Source organism: Lactobacillus sp. IBH004, assembly GCF_026185255.2.
GTDB lineage: Bacteria > Bacillota > Bacilli > Lactobacillales > Lactobacillaceae > Lactobacillus > Lactobacillus melliventris.
Genome location: NZ_CP110217.2, coordinates 282,830 through 303,396, shown reverse-complemented (window position 1 = coordinate 303,396; position 20,567 = coordinate 282,830). Strand labels below are relative to the sequence as shown.

General features: G+C 37.7%; 20 protein-coding genes. 2 read left to right on the top strand and 18 right to left on the bottom strand.

Annotation, left to right across the window (positions count from 1 at the left end; genetic code table 11):
- Positions 1 to 2: 2 nt before the first annotated feature.
- From LDX54_RS01460 to rsmG, 14 genes are all read right to left on the bottom strand, one after another.
- The gene (locus LDX54_RS01460; protein WP_265667089.1) at positions 3 to 1,574 is read right to left on the bottom strand and encodes a UDP-N-acetylmuramoyl-L-alanyl-D-glutamate--2,6-diaminopimelate ligase; all 1,572 of its coding nucleotides are present in this window, start codon (positions 1,572 to 1,574) and stop codon (positions 3 to 5) included.
- 44 nt (positions 1,575 to 1,618) lie between these two features.
- Entirely contained in the window at positions 1,619 to 2,773 is a 1,155-nt protein-coding gene (locus LDX54_RS01455) for a HAMP domain-containing sensor histidine kinase (protein ID WP_046324245.1), read from the bottom strand.
- 4 nt (positions 2,774 to 2,777) lie between these two features.
- Positions 2,778 to 3,464 carry a response regulator transcription factor gene (locus tag LDX54_RS01450; RefSeq protein ID WP_046324244.1) on the bottom strand — a complete coding sequence of 229 codons (687 nt, stop codon included), beginning with the start codon at positions 3,462 to 3,464 and terminating at the stop codon, positions 2,778 to 2,780.
- A gap of 177 nt (positions 3,465 to 3,641) precedes the next feature.
- Complete coding sequence (locus LDX54_RS01445) at positions 3,642 to 4,610, bottom strand: ABC transporter ATP-binding protein (RefSeq protein ID WP_265667090.1); 969 nt, start codon at positions 4,608 to 4,610, stop codon at positions 3,642 to 3,644.
- 1 nt (position 4,611) lies between these two features.
- Positions 4,612 to 6,138: an ABC transporter permease/substrate-binding protein gene (locus tag LDX54_RS01440; protein ID WP_265667091.1), complete on the bottom strand. Its 1,527-nt coding sequence runs from the start codon at positions 6,136 to 6,138 to the stop codon at positions 4,612 to 4,614.
- Positions 6,139 to 6,325: 187 nt separating this feature from the next.
- Entirely contained in the window at positions 6,326 to 8,188 is a 1,863-nt protein-coding gene (locus LDX54_RS01435; RefSeq protein WP_265667092.1) for an ABC transporter ATP-binding protein, read from the bottom strand.
- A 9-nt stretch (positions 8,189 to 8,197) separates the two neighbouring features.
- On the bottom strand, positions 8,198 to 9,922 hold the full coding sequence (locus tag LDX54_RS01430) for an ABC transporter ATP-binding protein (protein WP_174794862.1): 1,725 nt from the start codon (positions 9,920 to 9,922) through the stop codon (positions 8,198 to 8,200).
- Positions 9,923 to 10,063: 141 nt separating this feature from the next.
- Complete coding sequence (locus LDX54_RS01425) at positions 10,064 to 10,846, bottom strand: DUF1129 family protein (RefSeq protein ID WP_110445548.1); 783 nt, start codon at positions 10,844 to 10,846, stop codon at positions 10,064 to 10,066.
- A gap of 9 nt (positions 10,847 to 10,855) precedes the next feature.
- Entirely contained in the window at positions 10,856 to 11,956 is a 1,101-nt protein-coding gene (gene ychF, locus LDX54_RS01420) for a redox-regulated ATPase YchF (protein ID WP_174794861.1), read from the bottom strand.
- 24 nt (positions 11,957 to 11,980) lie between these two features.
- Complete coding sequence (locus LDX54_RS01415) at positions 11,981 to 12,256, bottom strand: DUF951 domain-containing protein (RefSeq protein ID WP_174794860.1); 276 nt, start codon at positions 12,254 to 12,256, stop codon at positions 11,981 to 11,983.
- Positions 12,249 to 13,136: a ParB/RepB/Spo0J family partition protein gene (locus tag LDX54_RS01410; protein WP_122037229.1), complete on the bottom strand. Its 888-nt coding sequence runs from the start codon at positions 13,134 to 13,136 to the stop codon at positions 12,249 to 12,251. Before LDX54_RS01410 ends, LDX54_RS01415 begins: the two co-directional genes overlap by 8 nt.
- Positions 13,114 to 13,893 carry an AAA family ATPase gene (locus tag LDX54_RS01405; RefSeq protein ID WP_122037228.1) on the bottom strand — a complete coding sequence of 260 codons (780 nt, stop codon included), beginning with the start codon at positions 13,891 to 13,893 and terminating at the stop codon, positions 13,114 to 13,116. The genes LDX54_RS01410 and LDX54_RS01405 overlap by 23 nt, the downstream gene beginning before the upstream one ends.
- 15 nt (positions 13,894 to 13,908) lie before the next feature.
- Positions 13,909 to 14,757, bottom strand: a complete 849-nt coding sequence (gene noc, locus LDX54_RS01400) for a nucleoid occlusion protein (protein WP_122025610.1) — start codon at positions 14,755 to 14,757, stop codon at positions 13,909 to 13,911.
- Between the two features lie 15 nt (positions 14,758 to 14,772).
- Positions 14,773 to 15,495 (bottom strand): 16S rRNA (guanine(527)-N(7))-methyltransferase RsmG, encoded by a 723-nt coding sequence (gene rsmG / locus LDX54_RS01395; protein WP_110445544.1) that lies wholly within the window; start codon positions 15,493 to 15,495, stop codon positions 14,773 to 14,775.
- A 157-nt stretch (positions 15,496 to 15,652) separates the two neighbouring features.
- On the opposite strand from rsmG, the gene LDX54_RS01390 reads away from it, so the two are divergent.
- The gene (locus LDX54_RS01390; RefSeq protein ID WP_046324233.1) at positions 15,653 to 16,189 is read left to right on the top strand and encodes a CvpA family protein; all 537 of its coding nucleotides are present in this window, start codon (positions 15,653 to 15,655) and stop codon (positions 16,187 to 16,189) included.
- Between the two features lie 228 nt (positions 16,190 to 16,417).
- A complete protein-coding gene (locus LDX54_RS01385; RefSeq protein WP_265667093.1) occupies positions 16,418 to 17,488 on the top strand; it encodes a C39 family peptidase in 1,071 nt (356 codons plus the stop codon).
- 59 nt (positions 17,489 to 17,547) lie between these two features.
- Here LDX54_RS01385 and LDX54_RS01380 read toward each other — a convergent pair whose 3' ends face one another.
- The 4 genes from LDX54_RS01380 to LDX54_RS01365 form a co-directional block, all read right to left on the bottom strand.
- Positions 17,548 to 18,477 carry an FAD:protein FMN transferase gene (locus LDX54_RS01380; RefSeq protein ID WP_174794857.1) on the bottom strand — a complete coding sequence of 310 codons (930 nt, stop codon included), beginning with the start codon at positions 18,475 to 18,477 and terminating at the stop codon, positions 17,548 to 17,550.
- A gap of 10 nt (positions 18,478 to 18,487) precedes the next feature.
- Positions 18,488 to 19,279, bottom strand: a complete 792-nt coding sequence (locus tag LDX54_RS01375; protein WP_110445540.1) for a tyrosine-protein phosphatase — start codon at positions 19,277 to 19,279, stop codon at positions 18,488 to 18,490.
- Positions 19,280 to 19,362: 83 nt separating this feature from the next.
- Positions 19,363 to 19,911, bottom strand: coding sequence for an NADPH-dependent FMN reductase (locus LDX54_RS01370; RefSeq protein WP_046324230.1), 549 nt, complete (start codon positions 19,909 to 19,911; stop codon positions 19,363 to 19,365).
- Positions 19,912 to 19,922: 11 nt separating this feature from the next.
- Positions 19,923 to 20,462 (bottom strand): NAD(P)H-dependent oxidoreductase, encoded by a 540-nt coding sequence (locus tag LDX54_RS01365; RefSeq protein ID WP_110445539.1) that lies wholly within the window; start codon positions 20,460 to 20,462, stop codon positions 19,923 to 19,925.
- Positions 20,463 to 20,567 lie beyond the last annotated feature (105 nt).

The window sequence follows — 20,567 nt, the reverse complement described above, 5'->3', positions numbered from 1 at the left end:
TTCTAACCGTTAAAATGTTCTTTTTGCCCTTCAAGTTCATCAATTACCTGTTGTGCAACTGTAATATCAGACGGATAAGGAGTATCTACTCCCCGGATCTTTTGATAACTATCTTCACCTTTACCACAGATCAGAACAACATCACCCTGCTTGGACATACTGATTGCATCATGGATGGCCTTCTTACGGTCTAGTTCTATTGTGACATCAACTTTAGAATGATCGATCCCTGCATCAATTTCCTGTGCTATATCCTTGGGATCTTCAAAGCCAGGATCATCTGTTGTCAGAAAGGCTTTAGCAGCGTAGGCATTTAGACTGTTACTAAAACCGGGACGACGAGAAACTCCTTTGTCACCAGGTGCCCCCACAACGACAATAATTTTGGGATTATTAAATTCGCGTTGCATAAAGCCCATAAGAGCCATCATTGAGGCTTCATTATGTGCGAAGTCCACAACCACTACTCCGTGCTTCTTGGTAACTTCTGTTTGCATTCTTCCAGGGACGGTAACTTGACTGATACCTTTAGCAGCATCGTCATAATTCATCCCGGCCAGTCCTGCACCAATTACTGCGGCAGTACCGTTAGATTCGTTAAAATCACCTAACATCTTTAACTGGTAATCGCCAGCTATTTTAAGCTGCTTGGCTTTGTCGCTAACACACAATACCTGGAACCGGGTCCGTGACATATCAAGCTCTTGGGTCGAAAAACGAAAATCGATGGTCTGCTTCAGATCCGGATTAGTAAATTTTTCGTCAGCAAATAAGTAAATACTGTCTGGATCTGTAGTAGTCATGGCCGCAGCATAAACTTCAGGAAAATGATCAGTCTGAGCGTTAATAATACATTTACGGGCATTAACCAGCAGCTGCAACTTACAATGTAAATAATCAGCGAAATTGGGATGCTCATTGGGTCCAATATGATCAGGTGTAATATTTAAGAAAAAGCCCAGGTCATAGGTCAGACCAAATACCCTGTTTTTTTTATAAGCCTGGCTGGAAACTTCCATAACCATATGCGTCATTCCGTTGTCTACAGCTATTCGCATATCACGGAACAAATCAAGTGATTCAGGCGTTGTCAAGCTTGACTTAAAAGTATCATCTTTTTTAGGTCCCACAACTGTATTGACTGATGAAATTAACGCCGTTTTACCGCCGTTAACTTGATCTAACATCCCTTTTAAAAAGTAGGCCGTTGTAGTCTTACCTTTAGTACCAGTAATAGCTATTAAATATAAATCGTCTTGCGGGAAACGGAAAAATGCCGCAGACAATAACGCCATCGCTTTGGAAACATTGCGCACAATCAGTGCATGCATTCCCTTACCTTCCGGATAGGGTTGCTCTGCTACATAACAATTAGCACCATTCGCCTTTGCCATTGACAAATAAGTGGGACGAAAACCAGCACCTTTACAGAAGAATAATGTATTGGTATGAACGTCACGCGAGTCATACGACACATATTCCATCTTAGAAGATATAGTATCTTGGACAGCACTCGATTTAAGCAGATGGTGTTCTTTTAAAATTAAAATACAGGTATTTAAAGAAATACTCATGCTATACTCCTCTATTTATTATCTCAGTCAAAATTATACCACAGCTATGCTGGAGTTTTTTCACTCTTTAAGTTTAAAGGCAGGCAAATAATGAAACGGGTCCAATCTTTGTCAGATTCACAGCGGATTTTGCCCTGATGAAGATCAACAATACTTTTGGTAATTGATAGACCTAGCCCGGTGCCACCCGTTTGGGTATTACGAGAGCCTTCGACTCTGTAAAAACGTTCAAATATTTTTTTCAACGAATCTTCGGGAATTTGAGCACCATTGTTTTCTACCCGTAACTCAACTTCATTGTTATTAACTAAATTAGCAATTAAGTTAATTTGTGTTGCACCTGTACCGTACTTTAGCGCATTAGTGATGAGATTATTATAAACACGTACCAACTTTTCCGCATCAGCTTGAATAGTTAAATTTTTAGGTCTTGCTTCTATATTAAATACTATCCCTTTTTCCTGACCTTCGAATTCAAAGCCCGCGGCAACTTGCTCTAACATAGAAAAAATATGTAAAGAAGACAAATTTAATTTGGTACTAGTTGATTTTAACGTGGTATACTCAAGCAAATCATGAGCGAGCGATTTCATCTGTTCAGCCTTCATATATGCAATATTAAGGTATCTTTGTTGATCTGCTGGATTTGACACCCCCGATTTCAGTAAACCCAAATAGCCGATGATAGAAGTTAAGGGCGTTCTGATATCATGAGAAACATTGCTAATCAGTTCGTCCTTTGACTTTTCAATCGCTTTTTCTTCATTAATCGCATTTACTGTACTGTCTACTAACGAATTAATTGAATCAATTACTTTTTGCAAATCAGTTTTGACTTTAAAAGAAATTGTATGGTCAAAATGTCCCTTAGCAATATAATGCAGTTCAGAAATAACATGTCTTAACTGCATTTGATGATAGCGCCGAATTAAGCGCCAGTACAGAACGATTAAATCACCAATACCCATGAAAATAATAAAGGTATTCTGCCAGGACCATAAGTGGCGCCCGCCAGCAAAAGTAATGGTCTTTTTTAGAAAATAAATCCCGTTAACCAGGTTTTTATCTTGTAAAATTGTCAAGTTGATCAAAATAATCACTGACAGGTTCAATAGTAGCTCTAAAACTACCGTTATAACGCCTTCAGCAAACAGCTCACTTTTTTCCGCGGCTGTCAGCTTGACCCTTTCCTTTTTCATCTAGTTAAGCCTCAACTTTATAGCCTACTCCCCAGACGGTCTGAATAACATCTTCACCACCCGTTGCCGATTGAATTTTGTCACGCAGGTGTGAAACGTGCACCATAACGGTTTTAGCAGAAACTATGGATTCCTGCTGCCAAACCCGTTCAAAAATTTCATCCGCTGAAAATACCCGGTTAGGGTGACTGGCCAGCAAGTATAAAATGCCAAATTCTAAGGCAGTCAACTGAATGTCTTTACCATCAATTGTCTTAACTTCATGTGAATCACGGTTAATAATCAGTGGTCCCACTTCTAAAATATCTGGTTCATCATCCTTAACCTGCTTTTGACTACGACGCAAAAGTGAACGAACTCGTGCCATTACTTCTAAAGGATTAAATGGCTTAGAAACATAGTCATCTGCTCCAGTAATCAAGCCTTGAATTTTATCCATATCACCAGTCTTGGCTGATACGATAATAATTGGGATATCAGAATCTTTGCGTACTTCCTTGATAACATCAATTCCGCTCATATTAGGCATCATGATGTCCAAGATCATTAATGCAATATCTGGCGTCGTAGTTAATTTGGTAATTGCTTCTTTGCCGCTATAGGCAACAACTGGAGTGTAACCTTCATTTTTAAGATAAATACTTAACAGCTCGACGATTTCTTTATCATCGTCAACAACTAAAATTTTCATAGGGCTAATTTCCCTTCTTTTATCTATTGATTATTTTCGGTTTATTTCATTATTCCACTAAATATAGTTTAGCAGAATCTATGTCTAATATTTTAGTCAATTTTGTAATAAACTACTAATATTCAAGCATAATTTTATCGTTTTATTAAAAAAGCTGGACAGTTCCCAGCTTATTTCCTATTTTAAACTATTAATATTGTTCAAATATTTAATCAGCCACTGGCGATCAATGAAGCCTAAATATGTTCCATTATTATTTTGTACGGCAGCTTCATTTTGATGGCTCAATAATTCCAGCAAAACAGCAATTTTCTCATTAATATTAATTACAGGCATTGCTGCTAGCGAATTAGAACTAGTTTGCTTAAATTCATTAAATAAGGCTGCTTGCTTTAATGGTGTTTCATATAAATTGTTCCCTAAGCTGCCTTTAAAAAAGTCCCTGACAAAATTGTTTGCCGGATGGCGTAAGATTTCTTGTGGCTGATCGACCTGTAATAATTTGCCATCCTTCATAACGCCAATCCTGTCAGCTAAGTGCAGGGCTTCATTCATATCATGCGTCACAAATAAAATTGTATTATGCAGCTGCTTGTGCAAATTAATAACTAGTTCTTGTAAATTTGCACGGGAAAGTGGATCCAGGGCGCTAAAGGGTTCATCCATTAAAACAATCGGAGGCTTTGACGCAATCGCGCGTAAAATGCCAATTCTTTGTTGTTCACCACCAGACAGTTCATGAGGATAACGGTGAGCATACTCTTGGGGATTTAGTCCCACTTTTTCCAATAAATTTGCGGCCATTGCCGTAAGATCAGCCTTAGCACCTTGAATTTCCGGAATCAAAGTAATATTTTTAGCGACAGTCATGTTAGGAAAAAGAGCAATTTGTTGCAGAACATAACCAATTTTCCAGCGCAATTTCTGAACGTTATAATCAGTCGTAGGCCGCTCATTGACTAAAATCTGTCCAGCACTAGGATCTGCCAAACGGTTAATCATTTTAATCGAGGTAGTTTTTCCACTGCCTGAGTTTCCTACCAAAACGAAAAGTTCGCCTTGCTGAATATCCAAATTAAGATCGTTAACTACTACTTTTTTAGCAAAGGTCTTATTTACATGCTCAAATTTAATTGCTGAAGTCATCTTACTTCTCCTTAAGCAAATGCTGTTTTAATAAAAAGTGACGTGCGACTTGTCCAGGATCCATATTTTTAACATTAACTTCATAGTTCATTTCCTGCATCTGCTTTTCGGAAATCTTGCCAGCCAGCTTATTCAAGCTGCGAACAATTTGCGGATGCTTGTGGGCAAAATCATTGGTCATCAAGGGAGCGCCTTGATAAATAGGAAAATTATGCTTATCATCTTTTAAAATAGTCAAATGATATTGGCGCAATTCACTATCAGTTGAATAGGCATCAACGATGTTAACTTTATTCTGATTAATTGCCTGGTAACGCAAAGCCGGTTCCATTGACTTAACAGGGAAATCAATCTTGTATAATTTCTTAATACCCTTGAACCCATCACCACGATCAATAAATTCTAATGTCATTCCTCCTTTTAGCTGATTGGTGATATTAGCCAAATCACTGATTTTTCTTAAACGATTTTTCTTTTTAAATGAAGTTTTAACTGCTAGGGCATATGTATTATCGTACGCCATAGGCTTAAGCAAAGTAAGCTTATCCTGTTTATTCATTAATTCTTTTGCTTTTTCATAGGTTTCTTTTTCAGACAAACCAGCCGTTTTAACCGGAGACTTCGCAAAGGTTTCCAAAACAGTTCCCGTAAATTCTGGATAAATATCTATTTTATTGTTTTTCAAAGCGGTATATAAAAAGGTAGTTTTACCAAAATTAGGTTTCAAGGTCACTTGAACGTGTGGATCGTCTTGTTCAATTAACTCTTTATACATGTTGATCAAAATTTCTGGTTCAGAACCTAACTTACCGGCAATTGTAACTGTTTCTTTCTGACCGGCAAAAGCTTGATAAATTCCACTTCCTGCTAAGAAGATGACACTAACTCCTAATATTCCCAAAGCTGTTTTAACTGAGGCATGTTCCAGCCACTTAATGAGCGCGCTTAACGTAATCGCCAAAACGCCAGAACAAACAGCGCCAATTACAATTAGTCCGGTATTGTTGCGGTCAATTCCCAATAAAATAAAACTGCCCAGGCCACCAGCACCAATTAAAGCTGCCATGGTGGCAGTACCAATAATTAAAACTAAGGCCGTTCTAATACCCGAAATGATTGTCGGCATAGCTAAAGGTAATTCCACCTTAAGTAATTTTTGCATGCGTGACATGCCAAATGCGTCAGCAGCTTCTTCTAGTGCTGGATCAATTTCAGTTAATCCCAAGTATGTGTTCTGAAAAATCGGTAATAGTGCATATACCACTAAAGCAATCACAGCAGGCACTGTTCCAATCCCAACGAGTGGAATTAATAAACCTAGCAGTGCTAGTGACGGAATGGTCTGTAAAATGCTGGCAACTTGCAATAATACCTCTGCTATTTTAGTGTGTTTTACTGTCCAAAGGGCCAAAGGCATGGCAATCACCATTGCAATCAACAACGAAACTAACGATATTTGCAGATGCTGCAATAAAGCAACTCCTAAATCGCCTTTGCGCTGGCTTAAAATCTGGATAATTTGATTCATCGCTTAATTCCTTTATTATCTTTTAAAATTTGAATTATAGCCAAATTATATTAATAGTGTTAAACCTAATAAAATTCATTTATTTTACCATAACACAAACTAATGATTAAAAAGTAATTATTGCTTACACTATTATTCAAGACAAAAAAATTCCCAGTCTATAGGACCAGGAATATTTTAAGTACATCTATTCTATTTCTTTTTTACCAGTATATAACTCGTAGTAATAACCCTTCTTCTTTAGAAGTTGTTCATGATTGCCGGCCTCTATAATATGGCCATGATCAAGCACCAGAATTAGGTCTGAATTAACAATCGTAGACAAGCGGTGAGCTATGACAAAGCTAGTACGACCAGCAAGCAAGTTATCCATACCAGCTTGTACCAGTTTTTCCGTTTGGGTATCAATGCTTGAAGTGGCTTCATCCAAAATCATCACAGGTTCATCTGCTATCATTGCTCGTGCAATACTAAGCAGCTGCATTTGTCCTTGAGATAAGTCTCCGCCATTGCCGTCAATGATTGTTTTATAACCTTCATCTAAATGGTGAATAAATTCATCAGCGTGAGATAAGTGTGCTGCCTGATATACATCATCATCACTGGCATCGGTATTACCAAAACGAATATTGTCCATCACAGTACCGGTGAACATATGAGTGTCTTGCAAAACAATCGACAGAGACTGACGCAAATCATCCTTCTTAATTCTGCTAATGGGAATACCATCATAAGTAATCGTACCAGAATTAATTTCATAAAAGCGATTAATCATATTAGAAATCGTCGTTTTACCAGCACCGGTTTCACCAACTAAGGCTACTTTCATGCCTGGTTTAGCATCAATAGAAATGTCGTACAAAATTTGTTTATTGGGCGTATAGCCAAAATTAACATGATCGAAGACAATATGTCCTTTAACTGTGACTTTCTTGATAGAGCCATCTTTTTGCGGTACGTTCCAATGCCAAGTACCCTTAACATTTTCATCCTTGGTAATAGTGACGTCACCATTATCAATTTCAACGGGTTGATCCTCTAACTTAAAGATTCTTTCTGCGCCCGCTAAAGCCATTACAATAGAATTTAATTGTTGTGAAATCTGGGCTATTGGCATTGCAAATTGCTTAGATAATTGCAAGAAAGCACCAATGACACCTAATGAAAGTGGGGCAATACGGTTAATAGCAACTGCTCCACCTAAAATAGCAATTAAGACGTATAGCAAATTGCCCATGTTACCCATAATAGGGAACAAAATTGTGGCATACGTATGAGCTTTACCAGAGGCTACTTTTAAAGATTCATTATAAGCATCAAAGTCTTCTTCAACTTCAGGCTCATGGCTAAAGACTTTTATTACCTTAAGGCCATTAAGCATTTCTTCATTGTAACCATTAACTTGACCCAATTCTTTTTGTTGCAATTGAAAATAATGAGCGGAGCGAACGGTTAAAAAACGGACGATTATAATAGAGAGTGCAAAAACAATCAAGGTAAAGATAGTTAATTGCCAACTTAAAGCCAGCATGGCACCCAAAACAAAAATGAGGTTCAACGCAGAATTCATAAACTGCGGAATAGACTGCGAAATCATTTGCTGCAAGGTATCAATATCATTAGTATAGCAACTCATGATGTCGCCATAATCATTTTCATCAAAATAGGAAATTGGCAACTTTTCCATGTGCTCAAACATTTCAAGCCGCACTCTATATTGTACTTTCTGGGCCAAAACTGCCATCAACACAGCAAAAAGATAATTAGAAATAAATCCGATAGCATAGCAACCAAACATAACTGCAATTGCATGTAAAAGCGGACCAAAATTTGGCTGGGCTTCTTTAGTTAAGGGAATAATGTAAACATTAATCAAACGTTCAATAAATAGTGAACCTAAAACGTTTGCTGCAGCTGTTAAAATTATTGCAATTGTTGAAGCAATCAGCATCCAAGGACTTGTACTGGCAACTAATTTAAGCAGACGCCATAAAATTGTGGAACGTTTACCAGTATTTTGGCTATTTTTATTTTCTACTGCTTTATCCAAATTAATCACCTACTTCTTCTGTTCTTCTTGAAACTTAGCAATTGAGCTGTATAAATCATTACGTTGCAATAGCTCTTCATGTGTCCCGATATCCTGAATCTTGCCTTCATCCATTACAATTATCCTGTCTGCATCTTTAATTGACACAATTCTTTGAGAAATAATAATTTTGGTAGTATCGGGCATATCCTTTGCCAAGGCTTCCCGAATTTGACGCTCAGTCTGTGTATCTACTGCTGAAGTAGAGTCATCAAGTATCAAGATTTTCGGCTTTTTGAGCAATGCCCTTGCAATAGTGATCCTTTGCTTTTGGCCACCAGAAACATTATTACCGCCCTGCTCAACCATAGTGTCATATTGATCTGGCATTTCACGAATAAAGTCATCAGCGTGAGCAATTTTTGAGGCAGCGATAATTTCTTCATCTGTTGCATTTTCATTGCCCCATTTAAGGTTTTCCTTTATAGTGCCTGAAAATAGGACATTATTTTGTAAAACCATGGCAACATTATCACGCAACGTCTTTAAGTCATAGGACTTAACGTTATGTCCCGATACACGCACCGCTCCGGAATCGGTATCGTAAAGCCGCGGAATCATAGAAACTAATGTAGATTTTGATGACCCCGTACGACCAATTATTCCTATTGTTTCACCCGGCCTGATATTTAAGTTAATATCACTTAAAGCCAGTTCCTTATCATCTGGGTCATACTTAAAGTTGACATGATCAAAAATCACTTCTCCATTATTCACATGCTTTAACGGCTTACGTGGATTTTCAATTGAAGGCTTTTCATTAATAACCGCAGCAACCCTGTGACCACTAGCTCCTGAAACTACCAGTTGAGTAATGATCATAGCCAGCATGTTCAAGCTACCCAAGACAGAGTTGGAATATGAGAACATTGAAATTAATTGACCAGTCTGTAAACTGCCACCCACTATTTCCTTAGCACCAAACCAGCAAATAGCTAAATTAGAAATATTCAAAACAGCCATGACAATCATGGAGTTAAGTGACATGATCTTCTGAGCTGTAGCAAAAAGTCTATAAATAAAACCAGCTGATTTTTTAAACTTAACAGTTTGCGCTTCTTCTTGCACATAGGTTTTGACTTCGCGAATACCACGAACATTTTCCCGGACAACCTGGTTCATGCGGTCATAACCGCGGAAAATTTTAGGAAAATACTTGCTGGCACTTTTAATTACTAAGCCTAAAAGGATTACGAAAATCGGTGCAATCACGACAAAAACAAGTGACAACTGTGGACTAACTATTATTGACATAATAATTGAAACTAACAACATCATTGGTGCCCGAACTGCTATTCTAATCAGCATTTGATAAGACATCTGAATGTTATTAACGTCAGTAGTCATTCTCGTAACTAGACTCGCACTGGAAAACCTGTCAATATTTTCAAATGAATAATCTTGCACATGATAGAACATATCTTTACGCAAGTTAGCTGCAAAACCAGAAGCAGCGTGAGCAGAGGCATAACTGGCACCAGAACCTAAAACAAGTGAAACAACTGTTAACACCAGTAAAATAACACCAGTTTTAGTGATATATGACATATTTCCCTTCATAATGCCATTGTCTATTAATATACCAACTAAATACGGTATTAACATTTCAATGATAACTTCACCAGTAACAAATAATGGTGACAGCAACGACAGTTTTTTATACTGCCTGATTGACTTACGCAGCGTGTTAATCATTAAATACCTCTTTCTAATTTATTAATGCTTTCTTTTTTACGTGTTTTCAGTTTAAAAAGGATAAATAGATTCATAATAAATCTATTTATCCTTTAAAACATATAGTTATCTAAGTATAGCGCTTTTCTTGACAAAAAGCACCTATTTGCTCTTATCAGCTGGTGAAAAGGCCGAACCAATAATTTCATAATGCCGGCGGAACAACCAGCGAATGCCATACGCTACCGCTGCAATAATTAAGTTATATACTCCTGGCAAAGCCGGGTTGATCACTTGTAATGCAGGAAGACCTAATACGCCAAAGCAGATAAAGAGCATTCCCATCAGTAAAACAAAACCCCAGATTAATTTTGACCACGGAATTTTACGATTTTTACTGCCATTAGGTAAAACCCAGTCATTATATTTGGTCATGAAAACACCTAGTGAAGCACCAACAATCAATAATGTTAATACACCCATCTGTGAATTATATTTGTCATTCTTTTGGAACAAGCCGATTAAGCCAAAAAGACCAAAGAAAATAGCAACATAAAACAAGGCATTATCCGTAGCGTATTGCCAAAATGGAATATCTGAGGCTTTTTTCTTTTTGGGCTTTAACATGTCAGCAGCCTTAAGTTTAGGCGACATATTATAATACGTGCTGGCTGGTTGACCATGACGTTGTGCAATTACCAAGTCATTTAAAAGCTCATCCACTCTTTTTTGTGCATCTTCATGACTCATTTTACCCTGTGTTTCCAGTTCTTTTTGCAAACGAAAAACATAGTCAGAGTTCTTATTACTGAGCTGCTTACGCAATTCAGCAGGCTGCATTTGCTTGACTTCATCATCCTTATTCTGATTAATTACCTTTTCTTTTAACTTTTCCTGCTTATTAGTATCAATCTTAGCTTGTTCTTCAGTTTTCTTTTCTGCCATTATTTTTTCCTAAACGTTAAATCTAAATTCAATAATGTCGCCATCTTGAACTTCATAATCTTTACCTTCAAGACGTAGCTTCCCCGCTTCTTTAACCTTTTGCATGGTTTCATACTGATCAAGATCAGTAAATGAAACTACTTCAGCACGAATAAATCCCCGCTCAAAATCAGAGTGAATAACGCCTGCAACTTGCGGAGCCTTCATTCCCTTATGAAAAGTCCATGCCCGTGTTTCAGGACCACCAGCCGTAAAGAAAGTCCTTAAGCCTAAAATGTGGTAGGCTGCACGGATTAAACGATCAAGACCTGACTCTGTTACGCCCTCTGCTTCTAGGAACTCAGCTTTTTCATCGTCATCCAAGCCGGCAATTTCTTCTTCGGTTGCAGCAGATATACCTAAACATTCCGCATTTTCACTTTCTGCATGTTTTTTAACCACTTGATAGTACTGGTCTTTTTCTGGGTCGGCCATTGAACTTTCAGCGATGTTCGCTACATAGATAACGGGTTTATCAGTCAGCAAGAACAAGCCCTTGACAATTTTTTGCTCATCGTCATTAAAACTGATTGAACGGACAGCCTTGCCTTCTTCTAAAACCGGCTTGATTTTTTGTAAAACATTGAACTCTGCTTTAGCCTCTTTGTCATTTTGCTGGGCAATCTTTTTTACCTTATTAATACGGCGGTTGACGGCGTCAAGATCTGCAATTGCCAATTCCAAGTTGATAGTGTTGATATCTTCTTCCGGATCTACTTTACCAGTAACAGAAGTAATATTATCATCTTCAAAGGCCCTAACAACATGGATAATAGCATCCGTTTGCCTAATATTTTCCAAGAATTTATTACCCAGACCTTCACCTTTTGAAGCGCCTTTAACTAGTCCGGCAATATCGGTAAACTCAAAAGTAGTATGAACAATTTTCTTAGCCGGAATCAGTTCCTGTATTCGAGCCAGTCTCTTGTCCGGAACTTCAACCATTCCGACATTAGGCTCAATCGTTGCAAACGGGTAGTTGGCCATTTCCGCACCCGCTTTAGTAATTGCGTTAAACAAAGTTGACTTGCCCACGTTTGGCAATCCAACAATCCCAGCAGTTAATGACATTTTTATCCTCTTTCTTTGACAAAATCAGTTATTTTCTTGATTAATATCCGGCCGTGCTATCTCTTTTTTAGGCACATAAAGCGTATTTTTAATATTAACCGGATCATTAGCCTTAGTTAAAACTTTTTTAAAATTATGCGCGAATTTTGAACGCGGCATCATTACGATATGGCCACACCCCATGCACTTTAACCTGATATCAGCCCCTAAACGCAGAACTTCCCAGTCATTAGTTTTACAAGCATGTGGCTTTTTCATCAATACCGTATCTGCCAAACCATAAGCAATTTCTTTATTCATCAAGGTCGACTCCCAGCACATCGAGTATTCTATTCAACTCTTCTGTTGAAGAGAAGCCAATCGACAAATGGCCGCTACCTTTTTTGCTGGCGGAAATATTGACAGTTGAACCCAGCTTATCAGCTAATTGATGTTCAGTAGCACGAATAAAGGGCGATTTGTGCACTGTCTTTTTGCGCGGCTTTTTAGAATTAAGATTGGCTACCAGTGCCTCAACTTTGCGTACTGGCATCCCTTCCTTAACCACCTGCTTAGCTACTTCATCAATTTTGTCCTTATTCTTTAAGCCTAAAAGCGTTCTGGCTTGTCCCATTGACAGTTCACCGTGCTGTAACAAGTGCTTAGTTTTATTAGGAAGTGTCAGAAGACGCAAATAGTTAGCAATATAAGGACGGGATTTACCCATTCTTTTTGAAACTTCTTCTTGGGTCAAGCCCAGGTTTTTTTGCAACATTTCGTATGCCTGAGCTTCTTCAAGAGGCGTTAAGTCCTCACGTTGCAGATTCTCTAAAACGGCAACTTCCATCATCTGGCTTTCGCTAAAGTCACGGACAATGGCAGGTATAGTAGTCTTTTTTGCTAGTTTTGAAGCACGAAATCTGCGCTCACCAGCAATAATTTCATAGCCTTTCACCGACTTACGCACAATAATTGGCTGAAAAACACCATTTTCTTTAATCGAATCAGCCAATTCTTTAAGAGACTTGTCATCAAAGTTTTTACGTGGTTGATAAGGATTAGGTCTGATATCGCTTAAATTTAAATCCTGAATTTCTTCTTCATTATCTTCAATTTGCGGCTCGTCTTCAAACAGGGCCTCAATTCCCCGGCCTAGACCGCCATGTTTTTTAGTATCTTTATTTCTTGAGTTTCTTACCATGATTCTTTAACACCTCCTTAGCTAAATCATCATAAACTTCAGCACCACGTGAATTAGGAGCATATTCAGTAATTGCTTCTCCATAACTAGGTGCTTCAGCCAGCTTAGTAATTCTCGGAATAATAGTTTTATAAACCTTATCAGAAAAATAAGAACGTACTTCTTTTACTACTTCTGCACCTAAATTAGTCCGCGCATCCAGCATGGTCAGCAAAACGCCCTCAACACCTAAATCTTTATTAAAGTGTTTTTGCACCAAACGGATGGTATTAAGCAGCTGACTAAGCCCTTCCATAGCATAGTACTCACTTTGAACGGGAATTAAAATTGAATCAGATGCCGTAAAAGCATTGATAGATAATTGGCCTAATGAAGGCGGACAATCAATAAAAATAAAATCATAATTACCACTAATTGAATCTAAAGCTGACTTCAAGCGTGTTTCTCTGGCCATCATACTGATTAGTTCTGTTTCGGCTCCAGACAAATTGATAGTCGCCGGAACTAAATCCAGCCGCTTAGTTGAAGTATGGAAAATCGTATCTTTAAGGGGAACATCATTAATCAAAACGCTGTAAATATCTTGATCAATAGCAGATTTTTCAATCCCCAGGCCAGAGGTCGCATTACCCTGCGGATCAATATCGACAATTAAGACTTGATAACCGCGTTCCGCAATCGAAGCCGCTAAATTTATAGTTGTTGTCGTTTTACCGACGCCACCTTTTTGGTTAGCAACTGAAATTACACTCACCATATTTTCCATGCCTTCCTACTTTCTTTTCAATTCAATCGTAATCATATAATCATCAGGATCATTGTTTTCTTTGAACTTAACCTTGATGCCAGACTGTTGAGCAAGTTTAATTGCCTTTTTAATTGTATTAATTTGTACTTTCAAATCTTTAGGGATACGATTGGCTGCTCGTCTTGTTTGTTCTGCCTGCTCTTTTTCTTTATCCTTAACTTTTTTGCCTGCAAAATACTGGTCAACATTTTTAACGATTTTTTCGGTGTCGCTAACATTCAGGTTATTTGCAAGTATTTCATCTAAGACACGGCCCTGATCTTTCTCACTCAGTCCCACCAAGCAGCGACCATGACGTGGCGAAATTTCACCACTGGCCAAATAACTTTGTACCTTCGGTGTTAACTTTAACAGGCGCAACTTGTTAGCAACATAAGATTGTGACTTGCCAATATTTTGGGCCAAGGTAGTTTGCGTCAGGCTATTTAGTTTCATAAGATTACTATAAGCCTGTGCTTCATCAATCGGATTTAAATCTTCCCTTTGCAGGTTTTCAATTAAAGCCAATGATGCAGCCTGGCTATCATCCATGTTATTAACTATTGCCGGTATTTTTGTCCAAGCGAGCTGCTTTGCAGCTCGCAGTCTGCGTTCACCAGCAATAATTTCATAATTGCCCTCTTTTTCACGTACAACAATTGGTTGCAGTAACCCGTCTTTATCAAGGGTTGAAGCCAACTCATGAATTGATTCTTCAGAAAACTGGTGCCGCGGCTGAAAAGAATTGGGTTTTATTTTACTTAGCTCAATATCCTGAATCTGTTTATTTTTAGGTATTTCTTCATGATGACGTAAAGAAGAAAATAATGACATTTTGAGTCCCCCTGTTTAATGAATTGGTTTGCGGTGCGGAGTTCCCGCCTGCCGCGGATACTTCTTAGGCGTAGCCTGCACTTTTTCTATCAGAATCAAAGTGCGCTCTTCGGTACTTCGAGGTAATTGTAATTCTTTAACTGCAATGACCTTACCACCTAAAACTTTTAAGGCTTTCTGAGCTGATTTCAGTTCGTCTTCAGCTTTTGGTCCCTTGAGAGCAATGAAATTGCCACTTTCTTTAATTAACGGCAAACAATACTCACTTAAAACGGCCATGTTAGCAACAGCACGGGCAGTCACAACATCAAATTGTTCACGATACTGTTTATTTTGCCCCACGTCTTCGGCACGGCCATGAACCAAGGTAACATTTTCTAAATTTAACTGGGTGATTAAGCCCTGTAAAAAATTCAACCGTTTGCCCAAAGAATCGACGATTGTAACCTTTAATTCAGGCAGCATAATCTTTAAAGGAATAGAAGGAAAACCGGCACCGGCACCAACATCACATAAAGTATCAGCCCCTTTTAATACTGAACCAAATGTGAAAAGAGGTGTGATACTATCCCAAAAATGCTTTAGATAGACCTCATCTTTTTCTGTTATCCGCGTAAGATTAACTTTTTTATTAGTCTCAATCAGACTGGTAAAGTATTGGTTAAATTGGTTGATTTGTTTTTCATTTAATTTAAAATTACGTTTTGATAATTCTTGGACGAACTGTTCAGGATTCATTTTTCACCCGTGAAACCTTGTTTCACACCCTTTAAATTTAACGCTAAAATTGGCTTAATGTAAAGTCAATGCATCCCTTTAATTATGAAATATTTTTCGACTGTCGTCAAAGTCTAAACGCATAAATTAAGCTATAATATCGTCAAAGGAGATAAATATGATTGTTACTTTAATTGTACTGGCTTATTTGACACTAAAAACCTACAAAGGATTTCAAACGGGCTTCACCAGATTAATTATTAATCTGATATTTGCTGCCATTGTCTTCATTACAGCTATTCTGTTTCAAAATCCTGTTGGCAATTGGCTTTACAGTCAGATCACCGGGCAAAATATTCAAACCACTTTAACTCCCGGAACTAACTTAATGCTCTTTCGTTTTTTGGCATTCTTTATCATTGTCTTTTTGGGCAAAATGGTTGTTAAGATTTTTAAAGGCTGGGTACCTAATAAAAATCCCCATGCAACTAACTTTGGCAATTTACTAGATAGTGTTTTAGGTGCTGTCGTATCTTTTTTTGCCAGTTATTTCTTCGTTTACATTATCTTGTCAATGCTTAATGCTTTGCAAAATCCGTGGTTTATCCAGCAAACTTTAGACTCATCATTTATTCGTTTCATCATTTATAACACACCTGGCTTATCCAACGGGTTGTTCAACAGTATCTTTAGTATCAGTAGAACTGCTGCCTAAATAAAATAAAATAGTCATCAGCGTTTAAACTTGTTAGTTTAGACGCTGTTTTTGTTTATCAATTAGCAAAAGTTTACTTCGATCTTTAACTAAAATAATTTGAGTAATTATGTTATATACACTTCTACTAATAATAGAAATCCACATAATTTTTTGGCATATATTTGCCATTTGTTGTAGTAAACTTGTTATGAAGGTATTTTGAATAAGAAAAATTAGGAGGATAAATTGAAAAGTAAATTAACTTTAAAGAAAATTGCAACTATTTCTGCAGCTGTTATTCTTGCAGCACCTGTTTTCAGTAACAATCTGACCAAAACAGTTAGCGCAGAAACGGAATCTCAAAATAAGCAATTAAAGCAGGACCATAATCAAGTAAATAAAGAGTCTGAGACACAAAAGCCGCAAGAAAACCAAAAGACAGACAAAGAAACAGGTAAGACCGAAACCAATGTCCCGGCTGCCGCGACCCAGAATAAAAAGCCTGCTAATGCCACTGCCAAAAAAGTCAAAACTTTCAAAGTAGCAATTGTTAAAAAGAATTATGGTATTTATCTTGATAATTTTACCAAGAAGAAGGCAGCCAAGAATTATTTTCACCAAACATTTAATGTCAATAAAAAATTTACCCACAATGGCAAAACATACTATTGGCTTAACAAAAAGGGTAAAAAATCAATTGGCTACATTAATAAAAAAGCCGTAGCTACTCCTAATCAGGCTAAAACAATTGAGAATACGCCATATGTCAGTCAATATGTTCCTGTTAAAACCCCGTGGGGCTGTGCAGGAGCATCAATGGCAATGTTGTTAGGTTCTCAGGGACAGAAAATCACCACTAGCTTGCTTACAAAAATTCAAAATAATTTACCAATGCAACCAGTTAAAGGCGGACAAAAAGGGAATGTTTACACTGGCGTCGGCTTTGGCTACGTAATTAGCCCCGGTGCTCTAGCTAAATATGCCCGGACTTTTAAAAAGGGCAAAAAGATTATTAATATTTCCAGTAAAAAACTAACTGTTGATGATCTTAAAATGTATATTCAGGCTGGCAAGCCAGTGTTATACTATGGCTTTTCTTCATATCAAAAAGCTGGCGATTACAAGCGCAATCACTGCAAAGTTATCACCGGCTACAAGAAAGACAAGTTCTTGGTTTATGATCCCCTTTATTACTCCAAGTTTGATAAAGCGGGTACTGGTGGCAAGAACATGAATTATGATCATGGTGCAATTGCCTGGGTACCAAAGAGTGCTATTGAAGCAGAATTTTGCCATAAAGCTCTCTCGTTAAAATAATATACTTACCTTACAAATTTAAATTGTAATTAAAAAAGTGCCTTAGAGGCACTTTTTTATTACTTTTGAAAGTTATCATACTCAACGTGTTCATCGTTATAAACAAAAACTGCTCCAATGCGGTCAGGATCATCATGCCAACCAGCAACCGGCTTACCTGCAAAAAACAATCTCTTACATTCGATTTCAGCTTCAACTGAATACTTGGTAAAAGTAGTCACGCCAGCCAAATCAGTTTCAACCGGATAACCAGTTCGCGGATCAATTAAATGGTGATACTTATGACCGTCAACTTCTAGATAACGTTCGTAAGTTCCGCTGGTAACTGCAGAACATTCCGGTACCATCACCGAAGCAATATTATTGCCACGAGGCTCTTTGGGATCCTGTACTCCTACTGACCACTGACCACTAGTCCTTTTAGGTGAGTCGCCAACAAGTAAAATGTTACCACCAAGATTAATAATTCCGGCGTGAACTCCGTAAGCTCGCCAGTAATCTTTGATACGATCGGCAATCCAGCCTTTAGCAATACCGCCTAAGTCTAATTCCATGCCCTCTTTTTGCAAAAAAATGGTTTGATCAGCATCGTTTAGGTCAACTTTAAACGGATCAATCAGTGCCATTCTTTCCTTAATTTGCTCAGCAGTAGGAACGTGAGCGTTTTTAAAACCAATTGCCCATAACTTAACAACCGGGCCTATCAAAGCATTGAAGCCAAAATTTTCCCGACTTTTTTCTACCGCCAATTTAACTAAATCATAGGTACCGCTTGAAACTTGAACGGGGTGCTTACCTGCAGCATGATTAACATCCATTACTTCCGATTCATCACGATTAACTGTCAATAAGTCTTCATAATGGTCAATCAAAGTAAAGGAATCATTAATCACGCTTTTATCACGAGCACCAAAAACCTGTAAAGTGATTGCTGTACCCAAGGCATGATGCTGTCCTACTTCTTGTTCTATAGCCAAATTTTTAATCATTATTTTATCCCTAATTTTCCAAATAATTCTTTCTTATCTTCTCTTGCATTTGCTGGTCAATTCCTAACTGGTTAGCAATATAGGAATCAATTCCACCAAAATCCTCATTGATGGTAATCAGGCTGGTATCAAAATATGCATTTGCAACTGAACCCAAAATACGCATGTTAGCCCGAAACTTATCATTTTCACCGGCTTTTTTAAATCGGGCATCGCGAACTTTACGGTAATCGTTGAGCATTATATTGGAATAAAGGTAATCCTGGCGAATTGTTTCTAAATCCACGCCTAAAATGTAAAGCAGTATTACTGTGACTAATCCCGTTCTATCCTTACCTTCTGAACAATGATATAAAACTGCGCCATCAGTTGTAGCAGCAATTAAACTAACAATTTGATGAATATTATTCTGAGAAAATTGATTACTGATATGATCATGATATCTTTGACACATCATATAAAAGCCGGCATATTGATCCTTGCGGTATTGCTCAAATTCCCTGCTCATATCCAAACCCTTACCACCGGTATTATCATCAGCCGATAAGGGGAATTCATAATGAGCAACGCCCTGAATACTTTTATCAGAATTAGCTTTGCATTCTGCCGGAGAGCGCAAATCAATAATTTTAGTCAGACCATAATTAAGTAAAAACTGTTCATCTTCTGGCGTTATTTTACTTATGTTACCAGTGCGTAGTAAGCGATGAAACTTAATCTGATGTCCGTTTAAGCCAATATAGCCACCCAAATCACGCGGATTACGAACAGATTTTACAGGTAAAATGACAGGTTCAGTCATGCCAACTTCCTTTCAAAAAAATAACCGGATAGGATACCCCCTATCCGGTTATTTTACTCTCTGCCAGTTAATCTAGCAAAAGTTTATTTATGTGCTTGCTCAACAAACTTAAAGAAGTTGTCCATCATGCCATCTAATTGCTTGATGGTTGCTTCATCAGTCAATTCACCAGTTTCTTTGTTGAATTTATCTGGAGCTTGACCAATTAAAACTTCATTGCCTGGTAAAACATTTGCACTCATATCAGGTGAAAGCAAAATTTCACGCATATCTTCTTGGGCACGGCCAGTACCTTGTGAACCATATGATGCACCAGCAATAGCAACGGGCTTCATTTTCATAACGTTAGGGCCAGCGTGTGAGCCTAACCATTCAAGACTGCTCTTTAAAGCAGCAGGAATTGTATGATCATATTCTGGAGTAGTAATTACAATACCATCAGCACTCTTAACGTCTTCGATCCAAGCCTTGATAGTATCATCAGCCATTTCTGTTCTGCAGAAAGGTGTCAATTTGTCGACTTCTTTAACTTCAATATCTGCTTTATCACTATAATGCTTGGCAATAAATTGTGCTAAAAAGCGATTATATGAAAAAGGTGCATTTGTACCAACAATTGCTAATATTTTCATTCTCAGCCCTCCTATTTAGTTACTTGTGCGTACCAACTATCAACTTCATCGAAAAAGTGATCTAAGAATTTAACGGTTTCTTCATTTTTCAAGTCACCATTATCATCAAATTGAGTTGGTGCAACACCCATCATGAATTCATCACCATTGAAGACCTTAGCGCCAAAACCAGGTGCTAAAAACAGACTCTTCAAACGACTTTGTGAACGAGAAGCACCTTGTGGCATTGGTGAAGTTGAAACAATAGCAACTGGCTTACCCTTAAATGGGTGAGTTACACAAGATAACCACTCAAGCGCGCTACTTAAAGCACTGGTAACAGAGTGTTGTTGTTCAGGAGAACCAATTAATACCAAGTCGGCATCTTCAATTTCTTTACTCAAGGCTTGGACTGCTTCTGGGGCATCTTCACCTTCTTTAAACATTGGCAACCCTTTAACTGTTGTCAGCTTAAAATCATACCTGTCGGCAAAACGCTTAGAAATAAATTTAAGCAATGCCTCATTAAATGAATTTTTGGCATTTGAGCCAGATAATGCAAGGATTTTCATAAAAACCACCTTTCAGGAAACTAATTTCACTGTTAATTATAGCATATCCGTATCTTTTTAACATGTTCCTGATTTCAGATAGCTTTAATAATTTAATACTTTCGT